Raw genomic sequence first — 25,000 nt, forward strand, 5'->3', positions numbered from 1 at the left:
CTCCAGTTGGTTCAGGCAGAAACTGCCAATGCGCTTCAACGTGCATCCGTTGTAACATGTCATCCAGACGATGACAAGCAGAGTGTCACTGAATGAGTGACAGGATGAATGTCATGGATCAGACGACTCTGTGCGCGTCGCCTGAAGCATGACGTGACCCTGGAGGGTGCCATGCAGGAGTCAGAACCTTTCAGCCCCGGCGCGGCCACCGCCGCGCTGGAGGCCATCAATGAGGCGTTGGAAATCGCGGGGCGCCGGCCCTCCGGCGAGCCCTCGGCCGCGTCGGACGCCGGTCCGCGACAGGCCCTGGCCGCGTTGACGATGCTGCGTGAGGTGCGTGAGCGGCTGGCCGGGTGGGAGAGCGGGCTGGTCGAGGCGGCCCGGGCCGGGGGTGCGAGCTGGGAAGACCTCGCCGCCCCCCTCGGGGTCGCCAGCCGTCAGGCCGCCGAACGACGCTACCTGCGCCTGCGCCCCGGAGCCGCCGGCAGCACCGGCGAGCAGCGGGTCGCGGCCACCCGGAACTCGCGGGCGGCCGAGCGCACCGTCGCCGTGTGGGCCCGCGGCAACGCCGCGGAGCTTCGTCGGTTGGCCGGGCAGGTCAGTGCGCTCGGTGATCTGCCGCCTGGTGCGGCGGCGTCGATGGCGGAGCTGGACCAGGCGCTCGCGGACAACGACGTGGCGCGCCTCGTCGGCCCCTTGCGCGGGGCCCGTGAGCATTTGCGTCCGCAGGATGCGGAGCTCGCCGAGCGGATCGACGCGATGACCCGTCACACCGAACGGCTGCGCAAGGACAGTCATGAGCAGCGCAACCCCCGAACAACCTGACCGCTTCCGCGTGCCATCGCGCCTGTACGGCGTGGCCTTTGGAGAGGGTGTTCCGTCATGACCGTGAATCCGTCAGGATCCGTTGGTGAGAGCGGCGTGAGCGTGGACGTGCTGGACGAAACTGTTGCCGTGCGGGTCATCGGCGAGATGGACCTCACCACCGGCCCCCACTTCGGCCATGCGCTGGCCGAGGCGCTGCGGCATTCCACGCCCTGCAGGCCGCTCGTCGTGGACTGCAGTCGCCTCACCTTCTGCGACTCAGCGGGCCTCAACGCCCTCCTCATCGCCCGACAGGCCGCCCAAAAGGCCGGTATCGACATCCGGCTGGACTCCCCCAACCACCAGATGCGGCGCCTCCTCGACATCACCGGCACCCTCCCCCTCTTCCCCCTCCACCTACCACCCTCCAACGGAACGCCCACGTGACCACACCCGTATACAGCCCGGCCATGAACGACCAGGAAGCCGAAGTCCTGTTGGAGCGGGTGCGGTGGGCGCTCGCCGAGCTCGGCTTCGAGGAGATCACCACCGGAGCGGAGGGCGTGCACCTCATCGAACACGCCCGCGGCGTGATGATCGGCTGGATGCCCCAGGACATCACCCCACCCCACGGACGAGGCGAACCGGATCTGCCCGGGCTCCGCCGCGCCTTCGGGCTCGCCCTGGCCGCCGCACTGCGCGGTGCCGGCTTCATCGTCGAGACCCGCGACGACGAATGGTTGCTCGTCCTCGATGCTCTGCCCGATCTGCCGTAACAGCCCCGGCAGGGGGCGGGTCAGGCGGGTGGTGTCGTGTCGATGGGGAACAGGGGCTTCGCTCCGGTCAAATCCAGCAACCGCAGCATCTGCCGGGACGGACCCGCCAGGCGCAGCACTCGCCCCTTTTCAACTGCGTGGAGGCGCGCTGCGAGGAGCGCGTTGAGGCCGGAGGAGTCACAAAAGACCAGCCCGCTGAGGTCGACGGTCACATCACCGTGGCTCCGGTCAAGCGCGGCGTGGAGTTCGGTCCGGAGCTGCCGGCCGCGGTCCTGATCCATTTCCCCCGTTACCCGGACCACCGTCCGGGGCTGCTGATGTTGTTCCACGTCTGCCTCCCTGCAGCCGTTGTCGATATTTCACCGTACCCAGGGACACAAGACCGCCGTTCCCGGCCGCATCTGCCGTGTGCAGGCACGATCGGCCTGGAAGGTCGGCGAGGTCTCCGTCGGGCGAGGCGCCGGGTCCGTGCGGGTGGTAACCATCGCGCGTGTGGAGTAGTCCCCCGCAGCCGTCCCCACGTGCTGGGCAGGGATGGGGAGTCATTGCCCCCGGTTGGTGAGGAGTTGTCTGTCGATGTTGGAGCGGACGCGGCGTAAGAAGCGGACCGAGGTCACGTTCGTCCTGCCCGCCGGCCATCCGGCCGGTGAGGTCAGCGTGGTCGGGGACTTCAACGACTGGCAGCCCGGCCTCCATCCCCTGGCGGGACGCCCCGACGGGAGCCGTGCGGTCACCATCACCCTTTCGTCGGGGGCAAGGCACGGGTTCCGGTACCTCGCCGACGGCGGGCAATGGCTCGACGAGGAGGAGGCCGACGGCCACGACGGCCGCAACAGCCTCCTGCACACCTGACCCCCACCCCCAGAAGGAGACCCCCTGTGACCGACATGTGGAGCTACAACCCGGAGTCGCACTACACGCCCGGTACCCGCCTGGTCGGCTTCAAGGTCGAGGCCAGTGATGGGCACATCGGGAAGGTCGACGAGCACACCGAGGACGTCGGTTCCTCCTACATCGTCGTCGACACCGGTCCGTGGATCTTCGGCAAGGAAGTCCTCCTGCCCGCCGGCACCATCGTCCGCGTCGACGCCAAGGAGGAGAAGATCCTCGTCAACCTCACCAAGGACCAGATCAAGGACTCCCCCGAATACGACAAAGACAAGCATCGCGGCGACGCCGCCTACCGCGACCAGATCGGCACGTACTACCAGGGCCGCAACTGACCCGGGCCCGTTCGACAGCGGCGGCGGCCCTTCCCGCCACGCGGGGAGGGCCGCCGCCCCCGCGCCGCGCGGCCGGCCATCGGGCGAAACGTCAAGGTACCCCCGCACGAGCGTATTCCAGGGGCGCCCGCCGGTCCGGGGCACGAACGATCACGAGGCAGGCGGTCCCGTTCAAGCAGCGGGCTCAGCCCTGCTCGGCAACACGAGAGTTGATCCCGGCGATCACGCGGCGACAGCGCGTATGGCAGCTGCCAGTCGGCCGCGACGGGCAGCCCACGGGACCAATGGGCCTCTCCGGACGCCGCTCTCCGCGTCCTCCGTCTCAGCTCCCCGCGATCGGCCGGCTCCTGCGTGACCTCTCTCCGATCACGTCCTGACCTGCCGCTCCGCTACGTGTGCCGCCGGGGCCAGGCCAAGGTCGCCCGTGAACTGCGAACCTGTCCATGATGACGAATTTTCGCCACAGTCGTAAAAGCGCCATTCTTTGAGGTTCGGACCCCCTGGTGCCGATCTACATCAAGGTCATGGTGGAGGCCGGCGCATCCGCAAGCTGGTGTTGACCATCCGAATGGGCTCGTTCTCATCATCGCCGGTTACGGGTCCAGCCTTGCTGGTCACCGCTCCAGCCACCCGACTTCTCCCTATTTCTTCAATGTGACGACACCACAGCACCCCGGTCGCCCGAGCGCTAACCGAATGCCGCATGACGTGCGGCTACCGGGACCTTGAAGAGGCGGAAGGCCCTGACTCCATCAACTGCCGTAGCCCTGGCCGGTGTGGTTCGATTCATCTCGGCGGGGGAGTCCTTCGGGACTCTCCGAACTCGGGTACGCGTGCCGACCGTTACGCGTACGGCCGGACTGCGGTCGTGCCCGAGGAGGAGCTGCGGAAGGTGCTCCGTGAAGGAGGTGCCCATGTGGCACTTCTTCCGCCCGCCGTACCCGTGGTGGGCCTGGGCGTTCCTCATCATTCCGATGATGGTGGCGGCGCTCACGAAGGCCGGCTACTGGTCGTGGCGCTTCTGGGACTACGCCCAGCAGGCCACCGGCCCCTGGTGGTAACCCACCAAGGCGCCGACGGCAGCCAGTGAGAATGGCGAGACCCCTCTGAGATTTGGCGTCGACGGGGGGCTTCGTCATGTCCGGCGGCGCGGAAAGTTTTACGCGTCATCGGACGGTTGCCACTGTTCCATGTCTCTTATAGCTATACAAGCACGGCAGGTTTCGGCAGTCCGGTGCGGCGCGTCGGGTCGGTAGCTCCTCAGCCCTGGCGGGCTTGCGGTGCCCCGCCGGGGTGATCGGCCGCCGTCGGCGACTGCGGCACGTGTCCCTCTTCCATGAGGGAGGCGTGGCTGATGCAGGGTGTGTGCGGGTGGCCACCGGCCGTTGCTCTTCGGCGAACCGCGCCGTCGGGGCTGACTTTCGGTGGTGGCGGTCCGACGGGTGCCCCTCGTCGTTCGGCCCCAACCATCCGGCCTGATCGCGGTAGCCTCGTCTGCCCCCCTTACCGGGCCGTCCGGGCGAACAACGTGGCGTGACCGGCGTGATGCCTGGTCCCCTGGTCCGTCCCGCCCGTTGTCGGACGGACCGCAACCCCATGGCGGCCGGCCTGCTGAAACACAGGGACCCCAGGCGGTACGGGACATCCGGAGTCGCCGAGGTGCACATCCTGGCGATGGTCGGAGAGGTCATCAGGTTTCCGTGTGGGGATTGGCAGTGACCAGAACTTGTGAGGCACCCCTTTGGAGGTGGGCCGTGTTCAGCACCGTTCGTACCGTGATGACCTTCGCCGTGGACCCCGAGGCGTCGGCCAGGTGGTGGGGTGAGCTCCTGGACGTCCCCGTGAAGCTGGACGTCGGTGATACCGGGGCCGCCTACGCCTGGGTGGAGATCGGTGGGGTCGAGGTCGGATTCCACCCGATGGATGACGAACGCAACCCCCGGGGCGGCAGCCCGGTCGTGTACTGGGGGGTGGACGACGTCGACCGAATCCGGGAGCGGCTGCTGGCGGCCGGTTGTGAGCACCACCGCGGCCCGCTGACCATCGAGGCCGGCCGCAGGATCGCCCAGCTGCGTGACCCGTTCGGCACGATCGTCGGCATCGAAGGACCGTAGAACGCGGCGAACGCCTGACGCCCCGTCCGCCCTTTCGGTCAGTGGGGCGTCAGGCGTTGGGCGTTCACCTGTCGAGGCCGTGCAGGCACTCCTTCAGGTGGCCGGGTTCTGGGCAGGACATCCCCCGTAGATGTACGGGTCGATTTCGTTGCCCTTCCTGTCGCTGAGGTGGAAGCAGCGGCCGTTGGCCCACACCGTGACTGAATTGCGCCGGTGGTCAACCTGGAACGGCTCGTCCCCAAGCTGCGTCCCGGGCCAAGAACCATCTTCCGCAGAGGAATGAGTGATAACGACGCACGTCTCCTTCGGCAAGATCCGATGGACGTCACCCCAAGGCTCCAGCATCAGTTCCAGCGGCATCTCGTCATCGTTGCTGACTACCAGCCGCGCCGTTCTCCCCGCGAACATTTCCATCACCCCTCCTTGGCCGTTCGGCCGGCCATGTGCGCAACTGCTTGTTTGGTGCGCACACGGCGCGATCCTCACACACAGGATCACCCGGACCAAGCGTCTACGCCCGAGCTACCAAAGACCCGGAGTACCGGGCGGAATATGGGTCAGGTACTGAGCAGCGCGGGCGGAGGGGCGGATGCCGAAATGCGTCGTCGTGAAGCCGTACGGAGTTCCCGCACGGTTCGAAGGCGCCCCGCCGGCTGGTGCCACCTCCGCGGCGAGGGGGTTGTGGGAGGGGCCGCCGGCCCCTCAGCAGGAGCGGTCCAGGATCGGTGGCAGGTGCGGAAGAGGCTCCGGGATGGCGGCTACGCCGCTTCGACGGTTTCGGATGCTTCCAGCGTTTCGGATGCTTCGACGGTTTCGGCGGTTTCGGCGGGACGGGCCTGCCGCTTCAGCCGCATGCGGCTCTCCACCAGGGTGTCGGCGGAGACGCTCTTCCAGTGGGGGTGGTCGACCACCTTGATCGACAGATCCCGGATCTCGGCCCACATGCGGTCGGCCGTCGCTTTCTGCTCATCACTCCACCCCGGGCTGTCGGGCACGTCCCCGCGGTGGGAGTAGCGCTCACCCCGAGCCCAGCCCTTCATGGGCTCCACGCTCCACGGAAGAGCCGCCAGGTGGACGCGGTGCTCGGCGTGGGCGCGGTGGAGGCGCTCCTGCAGCTTGAGGAGGTCATCGGGGAAGGAGCTTTCAGGGGTCACTCCGTAATCGTAATTCTGTTCGATTATGAAAGGGAAGCCGACACTCCGGTCAGTGCCCCGTTCGGCAGACCGACCTGCGGCGGCGGCCGGCACCATCGGATTCGGTCGGATGGTGCGGACCACGGACCGGGTAGGCGCCCTGCACGGGAAGAGGGGGCGACTGGAGGAGGTGACGGCCGTGGCGCGTCCCGTCTGGGCCGGAAACTTGTCGTTCGGGCTGGTCAGCCTGCCGGTGGGCCTCTACACGGCCACCGACAGCCACACCATTCACTTCCATCAGCTCCAGCGCGGCACGTCCGACCGGATCCGCAACAAGCGGATCAACGAGCGCACCGGCGACGAAGTGGAACTGACGGAGATCGTGAAGGGCTACGACGCCGGCGACGAGTACGTCCTGGTGGAGCCGAAGGAGCTGGACGAGATCGCGCCGGGCCGCTCCCAGGCCCTGGAGATCACCGGGTTCGTCGACCTGGACGAGATCGACCCGATCTTCTTCGACAAGACCTACTACCTCGGACCGCGCGGCAAGGAGTTCGGGAAGGTCTACAGCTTGCTGGAGCAGGCCCTGGCCAAGGCCGGCAGGGCGGGCATCGCCACTTTCGTGATGCGCCAGCACGAGTACCTCGTCGCCCTCAAAGCCGAGAACGGACTCCTCACCCTGCACACCCTGCACTGGGCGGACGAGATCCGGGACCCGAAGAAGGAGATCGACACACTCCCGGGAAGGGCGAAGGCTTCGAACAAGGAACTGACGATGGCCGAACAGCTCATCGTCGCCATGAGCATGGACTGGGATCCGGGCGAGTTCCACGACACGTTCCAGGAGAAGGTCGCAGCCCTCATCGAGGCCAAGAAGACCGGCGAGACCCTGGAGAAGGCCGAACCCGCCGCTGAACCGACCGGTGCCGTCGACCTCATGGAAGCCCTGCGTGCCAGCGTCGAGCGTGCCGGAAGCCCGAAGACCGCCGGCGGCAAGGCCACGGCCTCCGGGAAGACCCGGCCCGGCAAGACGCCGGCGGCGAAGAAGCGGATCCGCTCCACCCCGAAGGAGGACCTGAGCGGCTTGTCGAAGGCGGACCTCTACAAGAAGGCGGCCGCCGCCAACCTGCCCGGCCGCTCGAACATGACCCGCAACGACCTCGTGAAGGCACTGTCCCGCCCATGACCCCGACGAGCGGTGACGAGCACGTCCGATCCACACTTGCGACCGCCCACGCACGCCTCGCGGCCGACCGCGCGGCCACCCTCGCTCGGGCGGCCGCGTTGAGCCGCGACTTCGACGGAATCGTCGCGGCGAACGCCCTCATCGCGGTGGACGACGAGCACGACCCCGAAGGAGGCAGCACCGCCTTCGAACGGGCCCACGTGGCCGCCCTCCTGGCGCAGGCACACGAACATCTGGAAGAACTGGACCAAGCGCTGGCACGACTCGGACAAGGCCAGTACGGCCAGTGCGACACCTGCGGCGGGACCATTCCCCCCGAACGCCTGGAGATCCGCCCGGCCGCCACCACCTGCGTCCACTGCGCCCGGCTCGACCCGCGCCGGCCGCCACACCCCGCCTGAGACCGACCGAGCGTCGCACGCACTCCTGGCACCCAGGCCGTTCGCTGCGACCCATGAGGAACCATGGCCGGCCGGTGGGCAGGCATACGGTTCGTCCTTCGACGGGTGCTCCCGACGTGCGCTGTGCGCGCCAAGGTTGGCAGTCCCGCTGCGAGATCGGCCCCGAGTTGCCGCTGGCGTACCTGCCTGGCGTCCCATCCGGACCGTTTGTACAGAAATGACGGTTTCAGTGAAAGTGAGTAAAAGCAGGGTTCGCACCACATAACATCGCAGTTCAGCAAGCCTGCTCCCCGCACCCGCGGGGATGTTCCCGCACGCTCCGCCGGCACCGGGCGATCCTCGTTCTGCTCCCCGCACCCGCGGGGATGTTCCCTCCCCCTCGTCCCCACCAGCCACATCAGCCGCCTGCTCCCCGCACCCGCGGGGATGTTCCCTCCTCCAGCGTCGTATCGAGCATGCCCTTGGACTTCTCCCCGCACCCGCGGGGATGTTCCCGCCCACTCGCCGAGCGTGCCGGGCCATACGATCTGCTCCCCGCACCCGCAGGGATGTTCCCAGGACGTGCACGCGGTTCGTGTCGCGCCTGCGCTGCTCCCCGCACCCGCGGGGATGTTCCCGTGAGGAAGTCCTTCGGAAGCATCCCGACGATCTGCTCCCCGCACCCGCGGGGATGTTCCCAACAACTGTGTCGAGGTTGCCAAGAACGTTCCCTGCTCCCCGCACCCGCGGGGATGTTCCCGACTGGGCCTAACGCCCACGAGCGCCCGCTAGCTGCTCCCCATACCTGCGGGGATGCGACCCACAAGACCCCCGACATCAAGAAGTGGCTGCTGACGCACCCGCGCTTTCACCTGCACTTCACACTCACGATCGCATCGTGGCTGAACCTGGTGGGGTGGATCGGTGGTTCGCCGAGCTCACCCAGAAGAAGCTGGCTTTGTTCACGAGTTCCGGTTCTGGCTCAACTTCTGTGGAGCTCGGCCGTACGCATCCGTGCCCGCGTTGGACCAACGGACTGACCAGCTGGTTCTCATCGTTCGGGGTGCCGGTGAACCGATCGTCGAGCCGTCACCACAGAAGTTGAGCCAGAACCCGAGTTCGGTTCTGGCTCAGGTTGTGTGGTCCGTGCACTGTGAGTGACCGCTGAACTTCCTTTGACGCCTCCGGAAGTTGCCTCGAAATGAGCAGTGGCAGGAGCGACTGCACCGACAGTTCGGGCTGTGAAAGAGGTCTTGCTCCGGCTGGAGGAGCTGCTGTTCCCGTCGATCGACGACGTCGCGGTGCTGTCGGTGGACGTGAACATCGCGATAGTGCGTGTTGAAGTGCGGTGCACAGCCGCGGGCGCCTGGTGCCCGGGGTGCGGAACGTGGTCCTGCCGGGTTCACGGCTCCTACCTGCGGTTTCCCGCTGATCTTCCGAGTGCGGGACGAAGCGTCGTACTCCAGCTGCGGGTCCGCCGGTTCACCTGCCGAAACGCCGAGTGTGGACGTCACACGTTCGTCGAGCAAATACCCGGCCTGACCCGAAGGCACGGTCAGCGGACCGAGCGGCTTCGCTCGACCCTGGCCGCGATCGGTCTCGCCCTCGCGGGCCGGGCCGGCGCCCGCCTGGCCCACGTCGTCGGCGTGCCGATCAGCCGCAGCACGGTCCTGCGGCTGATCGACGCACTTCCCGAGCCGGAGGTGCCCGCCCCGCGAGTGGTCGGCGTCGACGAGTACGCCACCCGCAAAGGCCGGAACTACGGCACCGTCCTCGTGGACGTCGAGACCCGCCGGCCGGTCGACCTGCTGCCCGACCGGGAGTCATCGAGCCTGGCCGCGTGGCTGGCCGAACGGCCCGGAATCGAGGTCGTATGCCGGGACCGCGCCCCGTTCTTCGCCGAGGGCGCCACCGTCGGCGCACCGCAGGCCGTGCAGGTCGCGGACCGGTGGCATCTCTGGCACAACCTCAGCGAAGCCGCTGAGCGGAGCATTGCCCAGCACCGCCAGTGCCTGCGCGTCCTGGTCCCTGAGGCGCCTGAAGCGACCGAGGAGGAGCCCGACCCTGCAGAGGAGTCGTCCAATTCGCCATGGCCGACCGGGCACCGGTTCGCCGAACGAACCCGAACCGTTCACGCCACCGTCCATGCCCTGGTGGAGGCAGGACACAGCCGTCGCGCCATCCAGCGGCAACTCGGCATGACGAGCCGAACCGTCAAACGGTACGCGGACGCCGCCAAGCCGGAAGACCTCTTCACCGGTCAGTGGCAGGCCCGGACCTCCGTCCTCGACGAGTACAAGACCTACCTCGACGACCGCTGGAACGAGGGCTGCACCAACGCCTGGAAACTGTGGGAAGAGATTGTCCCGCTCGGCTACCAGGGCAGCTACCAGCGCGTTCGCGCCTACCTCCGCCAGAAGCGCACCTCGCCACGGCCTGTGACAGCCCGGCCGCCCTCACCCCGGGCAGTCGCCGGGTGGGTTCTGCGCCGCCCGGAAAACCTGTCCGATGCCGAGCAACTCCATCTGAAGAACGTCCGGGCCAACTGCCCCGAGATCGACGCCCTCACCAGGCACGTCCGGTCCTTCGCGACCATGCTCACCGAGCGCCAGGGCGAGCGGCTACCGGACTGGCTCGACGCCGTGAAGCAGGACGACCTCCCGAGCCTCCACACGCTTGCGGCAGGTATCGACCGCGACCGCGATGCAGTGATCGCTGGCCTCACCCTGACCTGGAACTCCGGAGTCGTCGAAGGTCATGTCAACCGGATCAAGATGCTCAAGCGTCAGATGTTCGGCCGCGCGGGCTTCCGGCTCCTTCGGAAGCGGGTTCTTCTCGCTTGACGGTGACCACACTGGTCGTAGGCTGCGGGGCAGCGAGTCCGTCCGAGTCTTGGAGGCATGCCGACGTGACGGCGACACTGAGCCTGTGGAAGCAGAACCTTGGCGCCTTGCCAGAGTCGCTATGGCAGCGGACCGAACTGCACGTGCTGATCCTCGCGGATAATGCGCTGACGCGGATCTCACCCCAGATTGCACGACTACGGCAGTTGCACACGCTGGACCTGGGCCACAACGAGCTCGCCTCGGTCCCAGACGAGCTGACTGAACTACCGCTCACCAAGTACCTGTACCTGCACGACAACCAGCTGAAAGAGCTTCCCCGATCGCTCGGCCGGCTCACTGCCCTCCGATACCTCAATCTCGGGGGCAATCACCTCACCAGCCTCCCAGACACCATCGGCAAAATGATCGGACTGGTGGAGCTTCGGGCCGAGCACAATCGACTCACCGCACTCCCCGAATCGATCGGCCGACTCCACCAGCTCCGTGAGTTATGGCTGCGGGGCAACGCACTTACGTGCCTACCAGAATCCGTCAGCGACCTGACCGAACTGCGCCACGTTGACCTACGAGAGAACGCCCTGCCGGACATCCCAGAGGCTCTGGCGGGGCTCTCACGGCTCCGCCATCTCGACCTGCGGGGCAACAGACTCCACACCCTGCCGAATTGGCTGCCCGAGCTCCCCTCACTCGAGAAACTGGACATCCGCTGGAACAACATCGAGCCCGAGCCACGCCTGCTCGACCTCCTTGCGCAACGGGGCTGCATTGTTTGGACGTAGGGAGCGTCCTCGGTGCGGTACGCACTCAGAGTTACCGCACCACAGAAGCTGAGCCAGAACCCCTTCTCGTGAACAGAGCCACGAGAGTTCATTGACGAGGTCGCACGCCACCCTGACCGGCTTTTCTGCCGTGTCGTCCGATCCGGGGCTGAGATCACTGGTGTCCTCTGTGGCCGCCGCGATGAATTTGTGACCCTCGGACCGATGTATCTGCTGAAGGAAGCCCAAGGCCATGGCATCGGCGGTCAGCTGATGGGTGAGTTCTTTCTATGGGCGGACGGTGCTCCCCTGCACCTGTGGGTGACTGAGTACAACGGGAGAGCGATCCGGTTCTACGAGCGCCACGGGTTTCAGCTCACGGGTGAGCGTGAGCTGTGGCGAGGCAGGTTGCCCAACGTGCGTATGGCGCGCGGTGCGGTCTCGTGCAGCATCCTCGGATCGCATGAGACGCGGGCGATGCGCAACGTGATCGACCACAAAACTTTGAGCCAGAACCGCTGAACGTGAACAAAGCCAACCGTACGGAGCTCCGACGGGCTGCTGATCGCGTGGCGAGCAGACGGCGGGTGCCCTCTGAGAACCGTCTCTGATTGAGGGGGGACATTCACTGCAGCTACAGAGAGGGGTGGGAGGGGTGGGTACGAAGAAGGGGCGTGGCCCTACCGTTTTCCGAACGAGGGCCACGCCATGTCATGCGGAAGTCAGATGGCGTCAGCGGTGTGCGACCCGCTCGCCGCGGAGACGAATGCCGACCATGCGGCCGGGTGGACGCGTACGGGCACGCGTGCCCTGTCCTTGGAGTCGCGGATGTGGACGAGCCGCGCCAACGCCACCTCGACGCAGTTGTTGCCGGCGCCATCGGAGTAGGACGACTTGAACCAACGCAGGCCGGTTTCCGGTCCGGCGCTCATGGGATTCTCGTTCATGTGGGGATCTCTCGCGATAGGTCTTGTAGGAAGCCGGGAGTGTCCTCCGGCGGCAGGGCAGCGGCAGTCAGGGAGTTGAAGTTCCTGGTGAACTTCCCCACCTCCCGGGGCTTGTCCGATACGGCCGTGGTGCTCCACGGCGTGTCGACCTGAACGGACGTGGGGAGGCCGTCACGCAGGTGCAGCACCTGGAAGTTGTGCGTGGGCGGGTTCCCCCGGAACTTCGCCGGCAGTATCGGCAGGATCTGGAGCTGCACGTTCGGAAGCGCTGCCAACCGGGCGAGCTCGTCATACTGCTCGCGCATGGTCTGCCTGTCACCGATGAGGTTCCGAAGAGCGGGCTCCCACAGCACAGCACGCAATACCAGTGGCTCGTCGCTGCGGGAGATGGCTTCCTTCCTCCCCATGCGCACCTTGATGTTCCGATCGATCGCCTCGCTGGTCGTCTCCTCGACCGGCTGTGCCAGGACGTGGAGAGCGCGGGCGTACCCCTCGGTTTGGAACAAACCGAGGACAAGGGTCGGATGGAAGGCCCATGTCTCGTACGACGCCGCCTCGATGCCGACGAAGCGCGGCATGCCCGACGGCATCTTCGATTCGTAGGGTGACCACCAGTCCTGGCTTGCTCCTTCCCGCTGGATGCGCAGGAGCTGCTCGACCTGATCCTCGTCGTCGACGCCGTAGAGAGACAGCAGATCCTTCAGCTCCTGCGCGGAGCGCAAGGTCTGCGTACCCTTCTCCACCTTCTGGAGCTTGGCGAAGTACATGCCCTTCACGCGATCCGAGTCGCTCACCTGTTCCAGGGTCAGCTTGGCCTGCTCGCGCAGCTGGCGGAGCTCGTGGCCCAGCTCGATGCGCCGCACGGTAGGTCTGGGCTTCGCAGCCATCCCTCTGCCTCTCCTTCCGATGCGCGTGGCGATCAGGCCATGCGCGTGCCTCCAGGACCCATGCGCGCGCTGGAACTGCTTACGCGCGCAGTGTGGCATGCCATGCGAGTGCCGGAACAGTCGATGAACGTGCCACGGCATGTGCCAGTTTCTATCCCGAAGAATATTCTTCGGGATATTCATTGCTCCATAACTCTACCCACGAGCAAGCTAGTTGAGCAGAGCAGCGACGGCCCGTGAAGTTGCGGGTGGTCACGCTCGGGCTCCGGGGTCGCGACCTCCGTGAAGGCGCACCCGTACCGGCTACTTGGGACTGGTGTCGGACCATGACGCAGATGATCACTTCGCACGTGGCCAACACCGGCGCGGCGTCGACGCGACACCACCGGCATGCGGCGGACCGGTTGGTGTGCTCCTTCGCAGTGGAAGGCCACGCCAGTGGCGAACCGCTGCCGGAGTCGGACGCCCGCCACGTCGGACGTATGCGCCGGGTCTTGGCGGCCCTGCTTCACCATCTGGCGCCGGACTCGCTCGTCGACACCGCAGAGCTGATCGTCAGCGAGCTGGTCACCAATGCCATCAAGCACGGCAAAGGCGAGGTCCAGGTGAGCATGGTGCTGACGGCCACGCACGTACGACTGGCCGTCAGCAGCGCCCACCCCAGCGGGCGGCCCGCGCTTCGGGCGGCCGCTCCGGACGACGAGTGCGGCCGCGGCTTGGCCCTCGTCGAAGACCTGTCGGACGAGTGGGGCACGAGCGACGCCGGAACCGAGACCTGGGCCTTGTGCCGTACGGCCGAGACCGCGGCCGAGTAATGGCCCCAGCCGCTGAGCTGCCTGAGTATCCAGACGATCCCACGTCAGAAGGAACACCTTGATGTACGAGGTCAGTCGGTACGGGTTGCCCGTACACGTGCCCGCACCCGTACCCGTGTCGTCGGAGCGCGAGTCGCTTCCGCGGCGGACGCCGGGTCTTGAGTGGCGGCGCGCCGAGGAAGGGCTGCCGCGGCCGGAGCCTGATGTTCGGCCTGGTGGCATCGGTCCGGTCGCGCTGGTCCTGTGGCGGCCGGCGGATGCGGCCCGGGTGCTCGCCGCGTTGCGGCGGCTCTCCGAGGAGCGTCGTTCCGGGGAGGGCGCGTGACGTCGCCACCCGGTCCCGAGTTCCTTGCCGGGATTCGTGTCGACGCCACGTGGACGAGGAGCCATGGGGCGGCCGTTACGTTCTGGCACCCCCACTCCCACGTCCCCTCCGAGAACGAAAGCGCCAGGATTGGCATGCTGGCCATTGCCGAGGGACTGGGACTCCGCCGCGGCCTCGACTTTCCACACACCGGCCGGTTCATCTACGACGTGGCCGGCACCTGGGCTGTGGACTACGGCCACCCTCACGACGCCTTGTCCTTCGAGCCCGGCCCGCTGTGGCCCTGGGCGGTGCGGGGCGGCGGCGGCGCGATCGTGGCAGTCAGTCTCGACGACGAGCCGCGGCCCACCCGCCAGGACCGGATCCTGACCGGCTGGCTCGCATTGCGGAAGCAGGCCCCTCATGAGTGGCGGCACCCGCGGTGACCTCGCCGCCTACCGGCGAAGAAAGGAAGTGAGCGCTGTGGAAGGACCGGGAAACGCGTCGCCCGCAGCAGACCCGCAGAAGCCGCCGGCCCACCGTGCGGACTTCTGGGACAGACCCGACGGGGACTGGGGCATGGAGCCCCTGGCAGGCGAGGAGGCCCTGGAGCGCCGCCGGCACGCGAACCTCTGCTACCTGATGGGCTCGCAGGCATTGGCCCGAGGAGACCTGAACATCGCCGAGAGCCGGCTCGGAGTGGCCACCGGAGAGCAGCACCCCGGCGCCTGGTTCCGCTACGCGGTCGTAGTGCTGAGGATGGGGCCGTGCGTCTTCGGGGGTGATGGGGCGCACGCCTGGCTGTGCTTCCTCGTCAATTCCGCGGCGGACGCCGGGCACAAGGACGCGGAGCGCCTGCTACCGCTGCTGCGTGACCCCTCCGCCGAACTCCCCTCCTGCGGAGACGGGGACTGGGACGACCCGGAATTCGGGCCGGAGATCCTCGCAGCCCTGCGGCAACCGGTCACCTGGCGGCGGCCCCCCGAACCTTCGGTCAGCGAGACCCTTTCAGGGGCAACAGGGTAAGAGGCATCTCGAGCGCGGCATTGCCGACAGGCGTATTCCAAGCGCGGCGGCCGAAGCCGAGCAAGCCGACCTCGGCGCCAACCTCACCGGCCGCTCGAAAATGTCCCGCGGGGACCTGGTGAGGGCACTGTCCTGCTCATGACCCCGACGAGCGATGCCGAATCATCCGGCCCGCGCTTGCGGCCGCTCGCGCGGGCACCCTCGCGCGGGCGGCCGGGTTGAGCCGCGACTTCGATGGGATGGTCGCGGCGAACGCACTGATCGCGGTGGACGACGACTACGACCCCCAAGGAGGCAGCACCGCCTTCGAACGGGCCCACGTGGCCGCCCTGCTGGAGCAGGCACACCAACACGTCGAGGCACTGGATCAGGCACTGGAACGGCTTGAAGAAGGCCGCCGCCGGTACGGAGATTGCGAGACCTGTGGCGGGACCATCCCCCCGAACGCCTGGACATCCGCCCTGCCGCGACCACCTGCGTCCACTGCGCTCAGCACAACGCGCGCCGACCGCCAGACCCTGCCTGACGCCGGCAGGACGGCGTCGTGCTCGTGGTTCCGAGGCGCTGTTTTCCATGACGAACCACGGCCGGCGGGCTGAGATGCGGGCCCTTGCCCAGAAATGGGAATTTCAGCGAAAGTGAGTAAAACCAAGGCTTGCTCCACATAAACTCGCAGCTCAGCAAGCCTGCTCCCCGCACCCGCGGGGATGGTCCCCCGGACGGCGCGACGGGCGGCGTGTTCACCGACTGCTCCCCGCACCCGCGGGGATGGTCCCGAACTCCGAGACGGATGGCTCGGCACCGTCCACTGCTCCCCGCACCCGCGGGGATGGTCCCTTGCTCCACCTCCAAAGGGAGGGGGACACGAACTGCTCCCCGCACCCGCGGGGATGGTCCCCGGCCCGGCCGGTGGCGGACCGGCTGGATGCTCTGCTCCCCGCACCCGCGGGGATGGTCCCACGGACGCACGGGCGCTGTACCGCATCCGGTACTGCTCCCCGCACCCGCGGGGATGGTCCCTGGGCCCTCGCCGCGTAAGTGGCGTTGAACACCTGCTCCCCGCACCCGCGGGGATGGTCCCCTGCTGAACAACGCACGCAAGGCCCGCGTCGACTGCTCCCCGCACCCGCGGGGATGGTCCCATCAACACCTCGGACATCGACGCTCTACTCAGCTGCTCCCCGCACCCGCGGGGATGGTCCCCGGTCTGCGGCGTGCCGCTGGGCGGCCAGCATCTGCTCCCCGCACCCGCGGGGATGGTCCCCAGATCCTGCCAGCGATCGGCCGGTTCGCGGGCTGCTCCCCGCACCCGCGGGGATGGTCCCCAGGGCTGATAGCAGGGCCCCGTACGGACCGACTGCTCCCCGCACCCGCGGGGATGGTCCCCGGACGCCGGTCCGGTTGCCGCTGAGTAGGTACTGCTCCCCGCACCCGCGGGGATGGTCCCGCGGCGGCGTACGGGCAGCTCGTGCAGGCGGCCTGCTCCCCGCACCCGCGGGGATGGTCCCTCCGGGTGGTTGGCGTCGGCCGTTGAGTAGGCCTGCTCCCCGCACCCGCGGGGATGGTCCCCGGCCTCCAGAGCGAAGGCCTTGTGGGTGCGGCTGCTCCCCGCACCCGCGGGGATGGTCCCGTCACCTACCACCTGTCCGAGCAGGCCCACCTCTGCTCCCCGCACCCGCGGGGATGGTCCCGCAAGGATCGCCCCATCGATACCGGCGGGAAACTGCTCCCCGCACCCGCGGGGATGGTCCCCGCCTGAACCTGGCACCCGAGGCCACGCCGGTCTGCTCCCCGCACCCGTACGGCGTCGGCTATGAGACCGTGCAGAAGTCTCTGCACTACCACCGCAGTGCGAGCCTCGCGGATGTCTGCCGGGTTCTCCTGGACGAGCTTCGGGATCCTGCCCGGGGCTGGCTGGGGGTTCCGGATCCCGGCGTGTCCTCCCAGGCCGTGGCCGCAAGCATGGCCTCGTCAGCGGGCAGCCGACGGCGCCGGTCACAGCGGAAGGGGCGAGGCGGACCGCGATCAGGGCCAGGCGGTCGCTGATCTCCTGCAGCACGGCCCGGCAGCGCACTCGCGGAACCGTACGCCCGAGAAGCCCAGTTCCCCACGGTCTTCTCCGGCGAGAGGCCGTTGACTGTGGCATCTCACTCTGAATCGGAGAGAAACCGTGAGCTCTGATGCGCCGCCCCCACCAGACATCTTGCTGAACCCGGAGGTTCTTCACGAGGCGGACGGGATCTGCATCTGGCACACCGGACTGGTTCGGGGGCCCGCCGGTTCGGTCCTTACTCTTGTCGTGGACGCACCGGAGGGGCGGATCGAGGGTACCGAGTGGGAGGAGTTCGACCCGCTCGGCCCTGCCGGCATGACTCTCCGCGGGCCGGACAGCCCGGGATTCCTCGTGCCGTTTCACGACATGGAACGTGAAGCACGACGTTACCGGGCGACTGGACAGTTCGGCGATGTCCGAGTGGACGATGCCTACCTGCAGTTCTGGGTACGCCCACTGGGTCTGCAGCTGATCAACTTCATCGGTGAGGCCCAAACGGGGCGCCGGCTGGCCTTCGCGGTCGAGCCCGAGGTGCTCTATCGGGAGCAGGGCAGGGCCGTCTGGCACCCGGGCGTGGTGCGAGGGCCAAGCGGGCTGTTCAGCTCCCTGGAGGTCCGCGCAGAAGGCGGCGTGGAGACAGAACTCCTCGGCGCAGAGTGGGAGCTGGGTGACCGACCCGAGAACGCTCTGCTGCCGCTCAGGATCACGGCCGAGTCCGGTGAGGCCCTCCTCAACCTGCCCACGACCGTACTCGGCAGCGAACGGACCCTCCGGGCATACGGCTGGCTTACCCCGGAACGGAGTCCGGGCCTGCGCCTCCACTACGAAGTGCCTCCACTCGGAGTACACGTTGTCCGCGACATCCGTGGCAACGCGTAGCGGCTGAATCCGGTGCCACGAGGTACGTTGGCCTGCGAAAACCGGGAAACAATGCACACCGACCGCCAGACCCTGCCTGACGCCGGCAGGACGGCGTTGTGCTCGTGGTTCCGAGGCGCTGCCTTCCATGACGAACCACGCTGGCGGCCCGAGATGCGGGCCTTTGTTCAGAAATGGGAATTTCAGCGAAAGTGAGTAAAACCAAGGCTTGCTCCACATAAACTCGCAGCTCAGCAAGCCTGCTCCCCGCACCCGCGGGGATGGTCCCCACACTCCGCCCGGAACAGATCGCGTTGATCGCTGCTCCCCGCACCCGCGGGGATGGTCCCAGGCGCTGGGCGAACCGCAGAAGGAGCCGGTACTGCTCCCCGCACCCGCGGGGATGGTCCCCGCCCACTGGACGAAGACAAACAACTCAGTGGCTGCTCCCCGCACCCGCGGGGATGGTCCCCACTTCCATTCGACATTTAGAAAGGGAAATTGCTGCTCCCCGCACCCGCGGGGATGGTCCCGACGTCTGCCCGCTGTGCGAGTTCTGGGCATGCTGCTCCCCGCACCCGCGGGGATGGTCCCGAGCTCGCGTTGCACTACCGCATCGCCCTGATCTGCTCCCCGCACCCGCGGGGATGGTCCCTGGACGCCGACCCCCTCCGCCCGGCGTCCGCCCTGCTCCCCGCACCCGCGGGGATGGTCCCGGATTCTGATCGTGGGCGCGTCCGGGTCGGGCCTGCTCCCCGCACCCGCGGGGATGGTCCCAGTGAGTTCTACTGGAGCGGTTGCCACATCAACTGCTCCCCGCACCCGCGGGGATGGTCCCCTCCCCCCGTCCCCCAGCGGTGAGCCGTACATCTGCTCCCCGCACCCGCGGGGATGGTCCCGATCGGGTCGGGTGCAAAGGCGTACAGCTCGGCTGCTCCCCGCACCCGCGGGGATGGTCCCGCCTGGGCGGTTTCGTAGTCCCGCCGCCACAGCTGCTCCCCGCACCCGCGGGGATGGTCCCCAGCTGAGTCCGTACTCGGTCGCAGACAGGCCCTGCTCCCCGCACCCGCGGGGATGGTCCCTCCCACGTGTCGCCATCCGCGTCACGCCAGACCTGCTCCCCGCACCCGCGGGGATGGTCCCGGGACGAGATCTTGGGCAAGCTCGCCCACACGCTGCTCCCCGCACCCGCGGGGATGGTCCCGGCCACGACGTCCACAAGCGGTGGCAGCGCTGCTGCTCCCCGCACCTGCGGGGATGGTCCCCGAGCGGCGCGAGGAGGCCCGCGGCGCCCTCACTGCTCCCCGCACCCGCAGGGATGGTCCCGGAGACGAGTTTCTCCAAGTCGCCCCGAGCCGTCGCCCGGCGGCTGATCGGGCGACGGCCGTCGAGCGGTCAGATGCGGCGGGGTTCGATCGTCACCTCCGGGGAGGTGGATCGGACCACGCTCGCGGCGGGGACGATGCTGCTGCCAAGGCAGACGCTTGCCGCGATGGCCGAGTGTCGGCCCACGGCGATGCCCGGACCGAGCGTGATCATGCTGCCCGTCTGCACGTGATCCCCGATCAAGCCCCCGAACCTCGGCGTCGTGCACCGGTAGGCCGGTTCGTCGTCGGAGTCGCCGTGGAGAACGATCTCCTTGACGGGGCGGCGCATGTCGAAGTTCCACAGGCTGATCGCCGCGATGACGAGGTTCGCGGACAGGTGGACGTCGGCCCCGATCACGGAGTGGCCGATGCCGACCTGGTGGCCGAGCACGGTGTTCTCCCCCACGAAGGAATGGGTCACCTCGCAGCCGAAGCCGACCGAGACGCCGGCGCACAGGACGGAGCGCTTGCGCACGGTGGAGAACTCGTGGACGCGGACCCCGGGTCCGATGATCGCGTCGTCGCCGATGATCGCGGTCGGGTGGATCCGGGCGGTGGGGTGAATCCGCTCGGGCAGGGTGTGCAGGGCTTCGTCGTGGAGGGCGTCCCACCCGGTGAGGAAGTCGGACAGCTCGAACCCGCCGATCCCGGCGTAGCCGGTGGCGTGCAGGCCGGACTCGACGGGGCTGCGGATGTAGTCACCGATACGGATGGAATCCGGCACCTGCTCGCTCCTGTTCGTCGTGGGGTTCGGGGATCATCAGGCGACTTCGGCCGCTTCGCGGCGCAGGAAGTCCGGCAGGGCGCCGGGGGTGTTGTCGAGCCAGGCGACGTAGCGGGCCACGCCCTCGGCCACCGTGATCGTGGGCTCCCAATCCAGGGCGGCGGTCATGCGGGACGTGTCGGCCGTCCCGCCGAGCGGGTCGCCCTCGGGCAGCGGCCGGTCCTGGAACTCGGCGTCGGGGTAGTGGTTGCGGATGAGCCGGGCCACGTCGGCGATGGAGGTGGCGCGGCCCGTGCCGACGTTGAGGGTCTGCCGGTCTGCGCCGGGCGCGAGCATGGCGTGGATGGTGGCCGCGGCGATGTCCTCTACGTGGACGAAGTCGCGGACCTGCCGGCCGCCGCCGTTCAGGTGCAGCGGCAGGCCGAGCTTGGCGCGCATCGCCATCCAGGCGACGACCCAGGAGTGCGAGCCCTCCTTGACGGTCTGGGGCTCGCCGTAGACGGAGAAGTAGCGGACCGAGGTGTGGGACACGTTGGCCTTGTCGAGGATGACCGCGGTCTGTGCTTCGCCCCATGCCTTGGTGTTCGCGTAGACGGACAGGGGTGCCAGGGGCTGCTCCTCGTTCCAGCGCTGCACGTCGTGGCGTTTGGGGTCGCCGTTGCCGTAGACGGCTGCCGAGGAGACGAACACGAACCGGCGTACGCGGGCGTTGCGGCGGCGGACCGCGTCCAGGAGGACCTGCGTGCCGGTGACGTTGGTTCGGATCGCGGCCAGGGGGTTGCGGGTGCAGGCGGCCACGTCGGCGACGGCGGCCGCGTGCACGACGTAGTCGGCCTCCCGTACGACGCGGTCCATCAGGGCGGCGTCGGCGATGTCGCCCACGATGGTGTCCCCGTCGCTCGTGTGCACGCCGAACAGGTCGGCGTAGACGGTGGCGGGGTAGGCGTCGAGCTTGCCCACGGCCAGGACTCGGGCCCCGGCCGCGCGAAGACGGGCGGTGACGCGGGATCCGACCATGCCCCCGCCCCCGGTGACCACGACGGTCGATCCGGTGAGCGCGGCGGACAGGTCGGCGTCGGTGAGCGGCATGGTGGCTCCCTCGAGCTCGGCGAAAACGGGTGATGTGGTGAGGGGGTGATGGGATGAAGCGGTGATCAGGGGTCACGGGGTCACGGGGCGGCGGGGAGGTTGCGACCGGGCCGGTTCAGGACCGCCTCCCCGCCACCCTGCGGGCGCCACCCGGGGCAGGGGTGGGCCCCGTCGGACGGAGCCTTGCGCGGCCCCGGGCGGCGTGATGAACAGTGAACTCGTCGGCACGGTAAGTGAGTACGGTGGTGACGGCAGGAACCCGTTCAACCCGTTCAAGACCGTTCGCAGGGGGGTCCGCATTGGCAGGGGATCGGACGCCGAACAGTGCGCTGGCGGCGGTGATCGCCGAGTCCGGGGCCACGTACTACGCCCTGGCCAGGGAGATTCGCTCCGTGGCGGCCGAGGCCGGACGGCGCTTGGGTACGGGTCCTTCGGCCGTGGCCTACTGGGTCGCCGGCGGTACGCCGTCCGGGCAGACGCCGTCCTACATCACCGAAGCGTTGACGAGACGGACCAAGCGACGGGTGACGGTCGCCGAGATCGGTCTAGGCTCCGCTGTCATCGGTGGGGCCCTGGAAGCCGATCCGTTGGCCGCCATCGCCGATCTCGGGAGAGCAGTCATGCAACGACGCCGTGACTTCCTTGGCGCCGCGTTCACCGCCGCCTCCGTCGGCCTGCCCCTGACCTACGACCACGAAGCGGTCGCCGTGACGCTCGGAGCGGCCGAGGGCGGCGGCCTCATCGGCCCCGCCGAGGTGACCGCGGTCAGACAGCTCACCGAGATGTTCCGCAGCGTGGACGAACGGATGGGCGGCGGGCACGGCCTGACCACGGTCACGGCCTACCTGACCGACACCGTCGCACCGATGCTCACGGCCCGGTTCCCCTCCCCCGAAGTCCGCTCCGAGGCGTTCGGGGCGGCGGCCCAGCTGGCCTGCCTGGTCGGCTGGAAACACCACGACCTCGGGCGGGAGGGCGCCGCCCAGCGCTACTACCTGCTGGGCTATCAGCTCGCCTGCGAGGCCGACCCGCAGGGCCACGCCGCGTGGATGATGCGGGCCCTCACGCACCAGGCCCTCGACCTGGGTCACCCCCACGCGTGCCCGGAGCTCGCCGAAGCCGCCCTGAACCGGGCGGCGGGAAAGGTGGACCGACAGACCGAGGCCCTGCTGCTGGTCACCTGCGCCCGGGCGTACGGGGCCGGCGGACAGGGCGCCCGAGCGGCGCGTGCGCTGCTCGCGGCCGAGGACGCGGTGACGGACACGCGGGACCCGGTCCCCGACTACGCGGCCGCCTCGGGACCGGTGGCGGCCACGGTCGCCTCACACATGGGCAAGACCCTCACCGCGATGAAGGACCACCCGGCGGCCGAACGTCACTACCGACGGGCCCTGGCGGGCCGACTGCCGGGCACGTACCAGCTCAAGCACGGCCTGACCCTTACCGACCTGGGACGATCGGTGGCCGGTCAACACCGGTACGAGGAAGCCGTCGGGCTCTGGTACCGGTCCCTGGACTTCATGGGAGGCGTGGTGTCCGACCGCAACAGACAGGCGGTCAAGGAGATCCAGGCGGCCGCGACCCGCTACCGCAGGCGCGGCGTGACCGGCGCGGGGAACCTGGAACAGCGCGCCACCGAACTGCTCAAGACCCATCCGTGAAAGGAACAAGCAGCGACATGCCGAAGATCGGGGTTGTCATCCTGACCATGGGCGACCGGCCCGCGGAATTGCGGGCCCTGCTCGATTCCGTGGCGAGGCAGGAAGGCGATCCCGCCACCGTCGTGGTCCTCGGTCAAGGCGTGAAACTCGACCCCCTACCGGACGACGTGACGGGCGTGGATCTGCCGGAGAACCTCGGTATCCCCGGCGGCCGGAACGCCGGCGTGCGGTGGCTGCGCCAGCAGGGCGGCACGGACATCGTGGTCGTCCTCGACGACGACGGCCTCCTGCCCCGCACCGACACCTTCAAGCTGATCCGGGAAGCCTTCGCCGACAACCACCGGCTGGGCATCGCCGGGTTCCGCATCGCGGACGAGACGGGCCTGAGCCAGCGCAGGCACGTCCCCCGCCTCGGCGGCAAGGACCCGATGGTGTCCGGACCGGTGACGACGTTCCTCGGCGGGGGCCACGCCATCCGCATGAGCGTCATCGACGAGGTCGGCGAGTTCCCCACCCCGTTCTTCTACGCCCACGAGGAAACCGACTTCGCCTGGCAGGCCCTGGACGCCGGCTGGGACATCGACTACCGGGCCGACATGGTGCTCCAGCACCCGCGTACGGAGGCGTCCCGGCACGCGGTGTACTACCACCACACCGGCCGGAACCGGGTCTGGCTGGCCAAGCGCCACCTGCCCGCCGTCCTGGTGCCGATCTACCTCGCGACCTGGGCCGCGTACACCCTCGCGCAGCGCCCCCCGCTCTCCGGCCTGACCGCCTGGTGGGCCGGCTTCTTCGAGGGAGTACGCGTCCCGTGCCCGCCGCGACGGCCCATGCGCTGGCGCACGGTATGGCGCATGACCCGCCTGGGCCGCCCCCCGATCATCTGACGGCCCCGGGCCTGCTCGGACGGGGGCCCTGCGGACGAGGAGCAGGCCCAGCGGCCTCCGCATCTCCCCGAGACACAGCAGTGCCATGGGGGGCAGGCAGGCCGAGCCGGTCAAGGCGGATCGCGCTCGGGCGGCCCGCTCACGACCACGAGAAGGTCCCTGACGAAGACGTGACGAAGAGTCGAAGACCAGCGTTGCCCAGGCCGGCATCAACGGAGAGGGCGGCTACCTGCTGCGATCGGGGCGCGGGAACCAACGACCCCGCCCCGGCGGCCGACCTTCGCTCCCTCGGGAGCTCCTCGCGGCTGTGGTGCCACCTCCAACGTTGGCACCACAGGTGAACCACGAGCGAAAACGGCACTATTGGGTGCGCTTGTCCAGCTAAGTGAGTTTCAGTGAAAGTGAGTAAAACCAGGGCTTGCTCGCCATAAAATCGCAGTTCAGCAAGCCTGCTCCCCGCACCCGCGGGGATGGTCCCTGTGAACGTGAGGTGGTTGACGCCGCTGAAGACTGCTCCCCGCACCCGCGGGGATGGTCCCGGGATTCCGGCGGCCGCAGTGCCGGCTCCTGTCTGCTCCCCGCACCCGCGGGGATGGTCCGGGCATCACCGAGACGTTCCAGGAGGGCGCGGACTGCTCCCCGCACCCGCGGGGATGGTCCCCGCCGGAGAGACCGCACAACGTGTCTGACCAGCTGCTCCCCGCACCCGCGGGGATGGTCCCGCGGTCGTCCACGGAGAGCTTCTGCGGCCCCTCTGCTCCCCGCACCCGCGGGGATGGTCCCGCGGTGTTCTACGGGCCGCAGACGTCCGTGTGCTGCTCCCCGCACCCGCGGGGATGGTCCCGCCGCGTACGTCGCCGCCGCGTTCTTCGCCGCCTGCTCCCCGCACCCGCGGGGATGGTCCCGCGAAACAGGGCAGTGTTTGGCTCGGCCGGGTCTGCTCCCCGCACCCGCGGGGATGGTCCCCACCCCGCCGGCTACGGCGTGATGTTCTCCTACTGCTCCCCGCACCCGCGGGGATGGTCCCAGCGCTAGGCCAATGCCAGACGAGAGGGTTGACTGCTCCCCGCACCTGCGGGGATGGTCCCAAGAGCACCTTCGACATCGCCGAGCTCAAGGCCTGCTCCCCGCACCCGCGGGGATGGTCCCGCGATGTCGCGGA

Annotated in this window: 27 protein-coding genes and 4 CRISPR repeat arrays (1 of these 31 cut by a window edge); of the genes, 20 read left to right on the forward strand and 7 right to left on the reverse strand. The window is 68.6% G+C overall.

Annotated elements, in window-relative coordinates; all coding sequences use genetic code 11:
* The first annotated feature begins 171 nt into the window (after window positions 1-171).
* From NOD94_RS10655 to NOD94_RS10665, 3 genes are all read left to right on the forward strand, one after another.
* On the forward strand, window positions 172-825 hold the full coding sequence (locus NOD94_RS10655; RefSeq protein WP_281205570.1) for an HSP18 transcriptional regulator: 654 nt from the start codon (window positions 172-174) through the stop codon (window positions 823-825).
* Between the two features lie 96 nt (window positions 826-921).
* Window positions 922-1,251 (forward strand): STAS domain-containing protein, encoded by a 330-nt coding sequence (locus tag NOD94_RS10660; protein WP_281205571.1) that lies wholly within the window; start codon window positions 922-924, stop codon window positions 1,249-1,251.
* The gene (locus NOD94_RS10665; protein ID WP_281205572.1) at window positions 1,248-1,580 is read left to right on the forward strand and encodes a hypothetical protein; all 333 of its coding nucleotides are present in this window, start codon (window positions 1,248-1,250) and stop codon (window positions 1,578-1,580) included. Before NOD94_RS10660 ends, NOD94_RS10665 begins: the two co-directional genes overlap by 4 nt.
* Before the next feature lie 20 nt (window positions 1,581-1,600).
* Here NOD94_RS10665 and NOD94_RS10670 read toward each other — a convergent pair whose 3' ends face one another.
* Window positions 1,601-1,909, reverse strand: coding sequence for an STAS domain-containing protein (locus NOD94_RS10670; RefSeq protein ID WP_281205574.1), 309 nt, complete (start codon window positions 1,907-1,909; stop codon window positions 1,601-1,603).
* A gap of 247 nt (window positions 1,910-2,156) precedes the next feature.
* Here NOD94_RS10670 and NOD94_RS10675 point away from each other — a divergent pair, with 247 nt between their 5' ends.
* The 4 genes from NOD94_RS10675 to NOD94_RS10690 all read left to right on the forward strand — a co-directional run bounded on the left by NOD94_RS10675 (window position 2,157) and on the right by NOD94_RS10690 (window position 4,917).
* Window positions 2,157-2,432 carry an isoamylase early set domain-containing protein gene (locus tag NOD94_RS10675; RefSeq protein ID WP_281205575.1) on the forward strand — a complete coding sequence of 92 codons (276 nt, stop codon included), beginning with the start codon at window positions 2,157-2,159 and terminating at the stop codon, window positions 2,430-2,432.
* A gap of 26 nt (window positions 2,433-2,458) precedes the next feature.
* On the forward strand, window positions 2,459-2,803 hold the full coding sequence (locus NOD94_RS10680) for a PRC-barrel domain-containing protein (protein ID WP_281205576.1): 345 nt from the start codon (window positions 2,459-2,461) through the stop codon (window positions 2,801-2,803).
* 914 nt (window positions 2,804-3,717) lie between these two features.
* The gene (locus tag NOD94_RS10685; protein ID WP_281205577.1) at window positions 3,718-3,864 is read left to right on the forward strand and encodes a hypothetical protein; all 147 of its coding nucleotides are present in this window, start codon (window positions 3,718-3,720) and stop codon (window positions 3,862-3,864) included.
* A 693-nt stretch (window positions 3,865-4,557) separates the two neighbouring features.
* Window positions 4,558-4,917 carry a VOC family protein gene (locus NOD94_RS10690; protein ID WP_281205578.1) on the forward strand — a complete coding sequence of 120 codons (360 nt, stop codon included), beginning with the start codon at window positions 4,558-4,560 and terminating at the stop codon, window positions 4,915-4,917.
* Window positions 4,918-5,010: 93 nt separating this feature from the next.
* On the opposite strand, the gene NOD94_RS10695 is transcribed toward NOD94_RS10690, so the two are convergent.
* On the reverse strand, window positions 5,011-5,331 hold the full coding sequence (locus tag NOD94_RS10695) for a hypothetical protein (protein WP_281205579.1): 321 nt from the start codon (window positions 5,329-5,331) through the stop codon (window positions 5,011-5,013).
* A 344-nt stretch (window positions 5,332-5,675) separates the two neighbouring features.
* Window positions 5,676-6,071, reverse strand: a complete 396-nt coding sequence (locus NOD94_RS10700) for a hypothetical protein (RefSeq protein ID WP_281205580.1) — start codon at window positions 6,069-6,071, stop codon at window positions 5,676-5,678.
* Window positions 6,072-6,123: 52 nt separating this feature from the next.
* Here NOD94_RS10700 and NOD94_RS10705 point away from each other — a divergent pair, with 52 nt between their 5' ends.
* The 5 genes from NOD94_RS10705 (at window position 6,124) to NOD94_RS10725 (ending at window position 11,742) form a co-directional block, all read left to right on the forward strand.
* Complete coding sequence (locus tag NOD94_RS10705; RefSeq protein ID WP_348652325.1) at window positions 6,124-7,236, forward strand: Ku protein; 1,113 nt, start codon at window positions 6,124-6,126, stop codon at window positions 7,234-7,236.
* Window positions 7,233-7,637: a TraR/DksA C4-type zinc finger protein gene (locus NOD94_RS10710; protein WP_281205581.1), complete on the forward strand. Its 405-nt coding sequence runs from the start codon at window positions 7,233-7,235 to the stop codon at window positions 7,635-7,637. Before NOD94_RS10705 ends, NOD94_RS10710 begins: the two co-directional genes overlap by 4 nt.
* A 283-nt stretch (window positions 7,638-7,920) precedes the next feature.
* A CRISPR array of direct repeats spans window positions 7,921-8,437; the repeat unit is 29 nt; unit sequence CTGCTCCCCGCACCCGCGGGGATGTTCCC.
* Between the two features lie 420 nt (window positions 8,438-8,857).
* Entirely contained in the window at window positions 8,858-10,459 is a 1,602-nt protein-coding gene (locus tag NOD94_RS10715) for an ISL3 family transposase (protein ID WP_281205582.1), read from the forward strand.
* Between the two features lie 65 nt (window positions 10,460-10,524).
* The gene (locus tag NOD94_RS10720; RefSeq protein ID WP_281205583.1) at window positions 10,525-11,241 is read left to right on the forward strand and encodes a leucine-rich repeat domain-containing protein; all 717 of its coding nucleotides are present in this window, start codon (window positions 10,525-10,527) and stop codon (window positions 11,239-11,241) included.
* Between the two features lie 90 nt (window positions 11,242-11,331).
* Entirely contained in the window at window positions 11,332-11,742 is a 411-nt protein-coding gene (locus tag NOD94_RS10725; protein WP_281205629.1) for a GNAT family N-acetyltransferase, read from the forward strand.
* A 200-nt stretch (window positions 11,743-11,942) separates the two neighbouring features.
* Here the strand turns inward: NOD94_RS10725 and NOD94_RS10730 are convergent, their stop codons facing one another.
* On the reverse strand, window positions 11,943-12,167 hold the full coding sequence (locus tag NOD94_RS10730) for a DUF397 domain-containing protein (RefSeq protein WP_281205584.1): 225 nt from the start codon (window positions 12,165-12,167) through the stop codon (window positions 11,943-11,945).
* Entirely contained in the window at window positions 12,164-13,054 is an 891-nt protein-coding gene (locus NOD94_RS10735) for a helix-turn-helix transcriptional regulator (protein WP_281205585.1), read from the reverse strand. The genes NOD94_RS10730 and NOD94_RS10735 overlap by 4 nt, the downstream gene beginning before the upstream one ends.
* Window positions 13,055-13,389: 335 nt before the next feature.
* Here NOD94_RS10735 and NOD94_RS10740 point away from each other — a divergent pair, with 335 nt between their 5' ends.
* The 6 genes from NOD94_RS10740 (at window position 13,390) to NOD94_RS10765 (ending at window position 18,131) form a co-directional block, all read left to right on the forward strand.
* Entirely contained in the window at window positions 13,390-13,869 is a 480-nt protein-coding gene (locus NOD94_RS10740; RefSeq protein ID WP_281205586.1) for an ATP-binding protein, read from the forward strand.
* Between the two features lie 61 nt (window positions 13,870-13,930).
* Window positions 13,931-14,194: a hypothetical protein gene (locus NOD94_RS10745; RefSeq protein ID WP_281205587.1), complete on the forward strand. Its 264-nt coding sequence runs from the start codon at window positions 13,931-13,933 to the stop codon at window positions 14,192-14,194.
* Between the two features lie 134 nt (window positions 14,195-14,328).
* Window positions 14,329-14,619, forward strand: coding sequence for a hypothetical protein (locus NOD94_RS10750; protein WP_281205588.1), 291 nt, complete (start codon window positions 14,329-14,331; stop codon window positions 14,617-14,619).
* Window positions 14,620-14,656: 37 nt separating this feature from the next.
* The gene (locus NOD94_RS10755; protein ID WP_281205589.1) at window positions 14,657-15,199 is read left to right on the forward strand and encodes a hypothetical protein; all 543 of its coding nucleotides are present in this window, start codon (window positions 14,657-14,659) and stop codon (window positions 15,197-15,199) included.
* Window positions 15,200-15,417: 218 nt separating this feature from the next.
* The gene (locus NOD94_RS10760; protein ID WP_348652326.1) at window positions 15,418-15,798 is read left to right on the forward strand and encodes a TraR/DksA family transcriptional regulator; all 381 of its coding nucleotides are present in this window, start codon (window positions 15,418-15,420) and stop codon (window positions 15,796-15,798) included.
* Window positions 15,799-15,885: 87 nt separating this feature from the next.
* Window positions 15,886-17,012: a CRISPR direct-repeat array (repeat unit 29 nt; unit sequence CTGCTCCCCGCACCCGCGGGGATGGTCCC).
* 486 nt (window positions 17,013-17,498) lie between these two features.
* Window positions 17,499-18,131 carry a hypothetical protein gene (locus tag NOD94_RS10765; RefSeq protein WP_281205590.1) on the forward strand — a complete coding sequence of 211 codons (633 nt, stop codon included), beginning with the start codon at window positions 17,499-17,501 and terminating at the stop codon, window positions 18,129-18,131.
* Window positions 18,132-18,370: 239 nt separating this feature from the next.
* A CRISPR array of direct repeats spans window positions 18,371-19,436; the repeat unit is 29 nt; unit sequence CTGCTCCCCGCACCCGCGGGGATGGTCCC.
* 69 nt (window positions 19,437-19,505) lie between these two features.
* Here the strand turns inward: NOD94_RS10765 and NOD94_RS10770 are convergent.
* Together NOD94_RS10770 and NOD94_RS10775 are read right to left on the reverse strand one after the other, a co-directional pair.
* Entirely contained in the window at window positions 19,506-20,201 is a 696-nt protein-coding gene (locus NOD94_RS10770; protein WP_281205591.1) for a transferase, read from the reverse strand.
* Between the two features lie 36 nt (window positions 20,202-20,237).
* Window positions 20,238-21,290, reverse strand: coding sequence for an NAD-dependent epimerase/dehydratase family protein (locus NOD94_RS10775; RefSeq protein ID WP_281205592.1), 1,053 nt, complete (start codon window positions 21,288-21,290; stop codon window positions 20,238-20,240).
* 299 nt (window positions 21,291-21,589) lie between these two features.
* Between NOD94_RS10775 and NOD94_RS10780 the strand changes: the two genes are divergently transcribed.
* Window positions 21,590-22,951, forward strand: a complete 1,362-nt coding sequence (locus NOD94_RS10780; protein ID WP_281205593.1) for a tetratricopeptide repeat protein — start codon at window positions 21,590-21,592, stop codon at window positions 22,949-22,951.
* A 17-nt stretch (window positions 22,952-22,968) separates the two neighbouring features.
* Window positions 22,969-23,838: a glycosyltransferase gene (locus NOD94_RS10785; RefSeq protein WP_281205594.1), complete on the forward strand. Its 870-nt coding sequence runs from the start codon at window positions 22,969-22,971 to the stop codon at window positions 23,836-23,838.
* 449 nt (window positions 23,839-24,287) lie between these two features.
* Window positions 24,288-25,000: direct repeats of the CRISPR family, unit length 28 nt; unit sequence CTGCTCCCCGCACCCGCGGGGATGGTCC (it continues 475 nt past the right edge of the window).

The sequence above is a fragment of the Streptomyces sp. Isolate_45 genome (assembly GCF_024721315.2).
Taxonomy (GTDB): domain Bacteria; phylum Actinomycetota; class Actinomycetes; order Streptomycetales; family Streptomycetaceae; genus Streptomyces.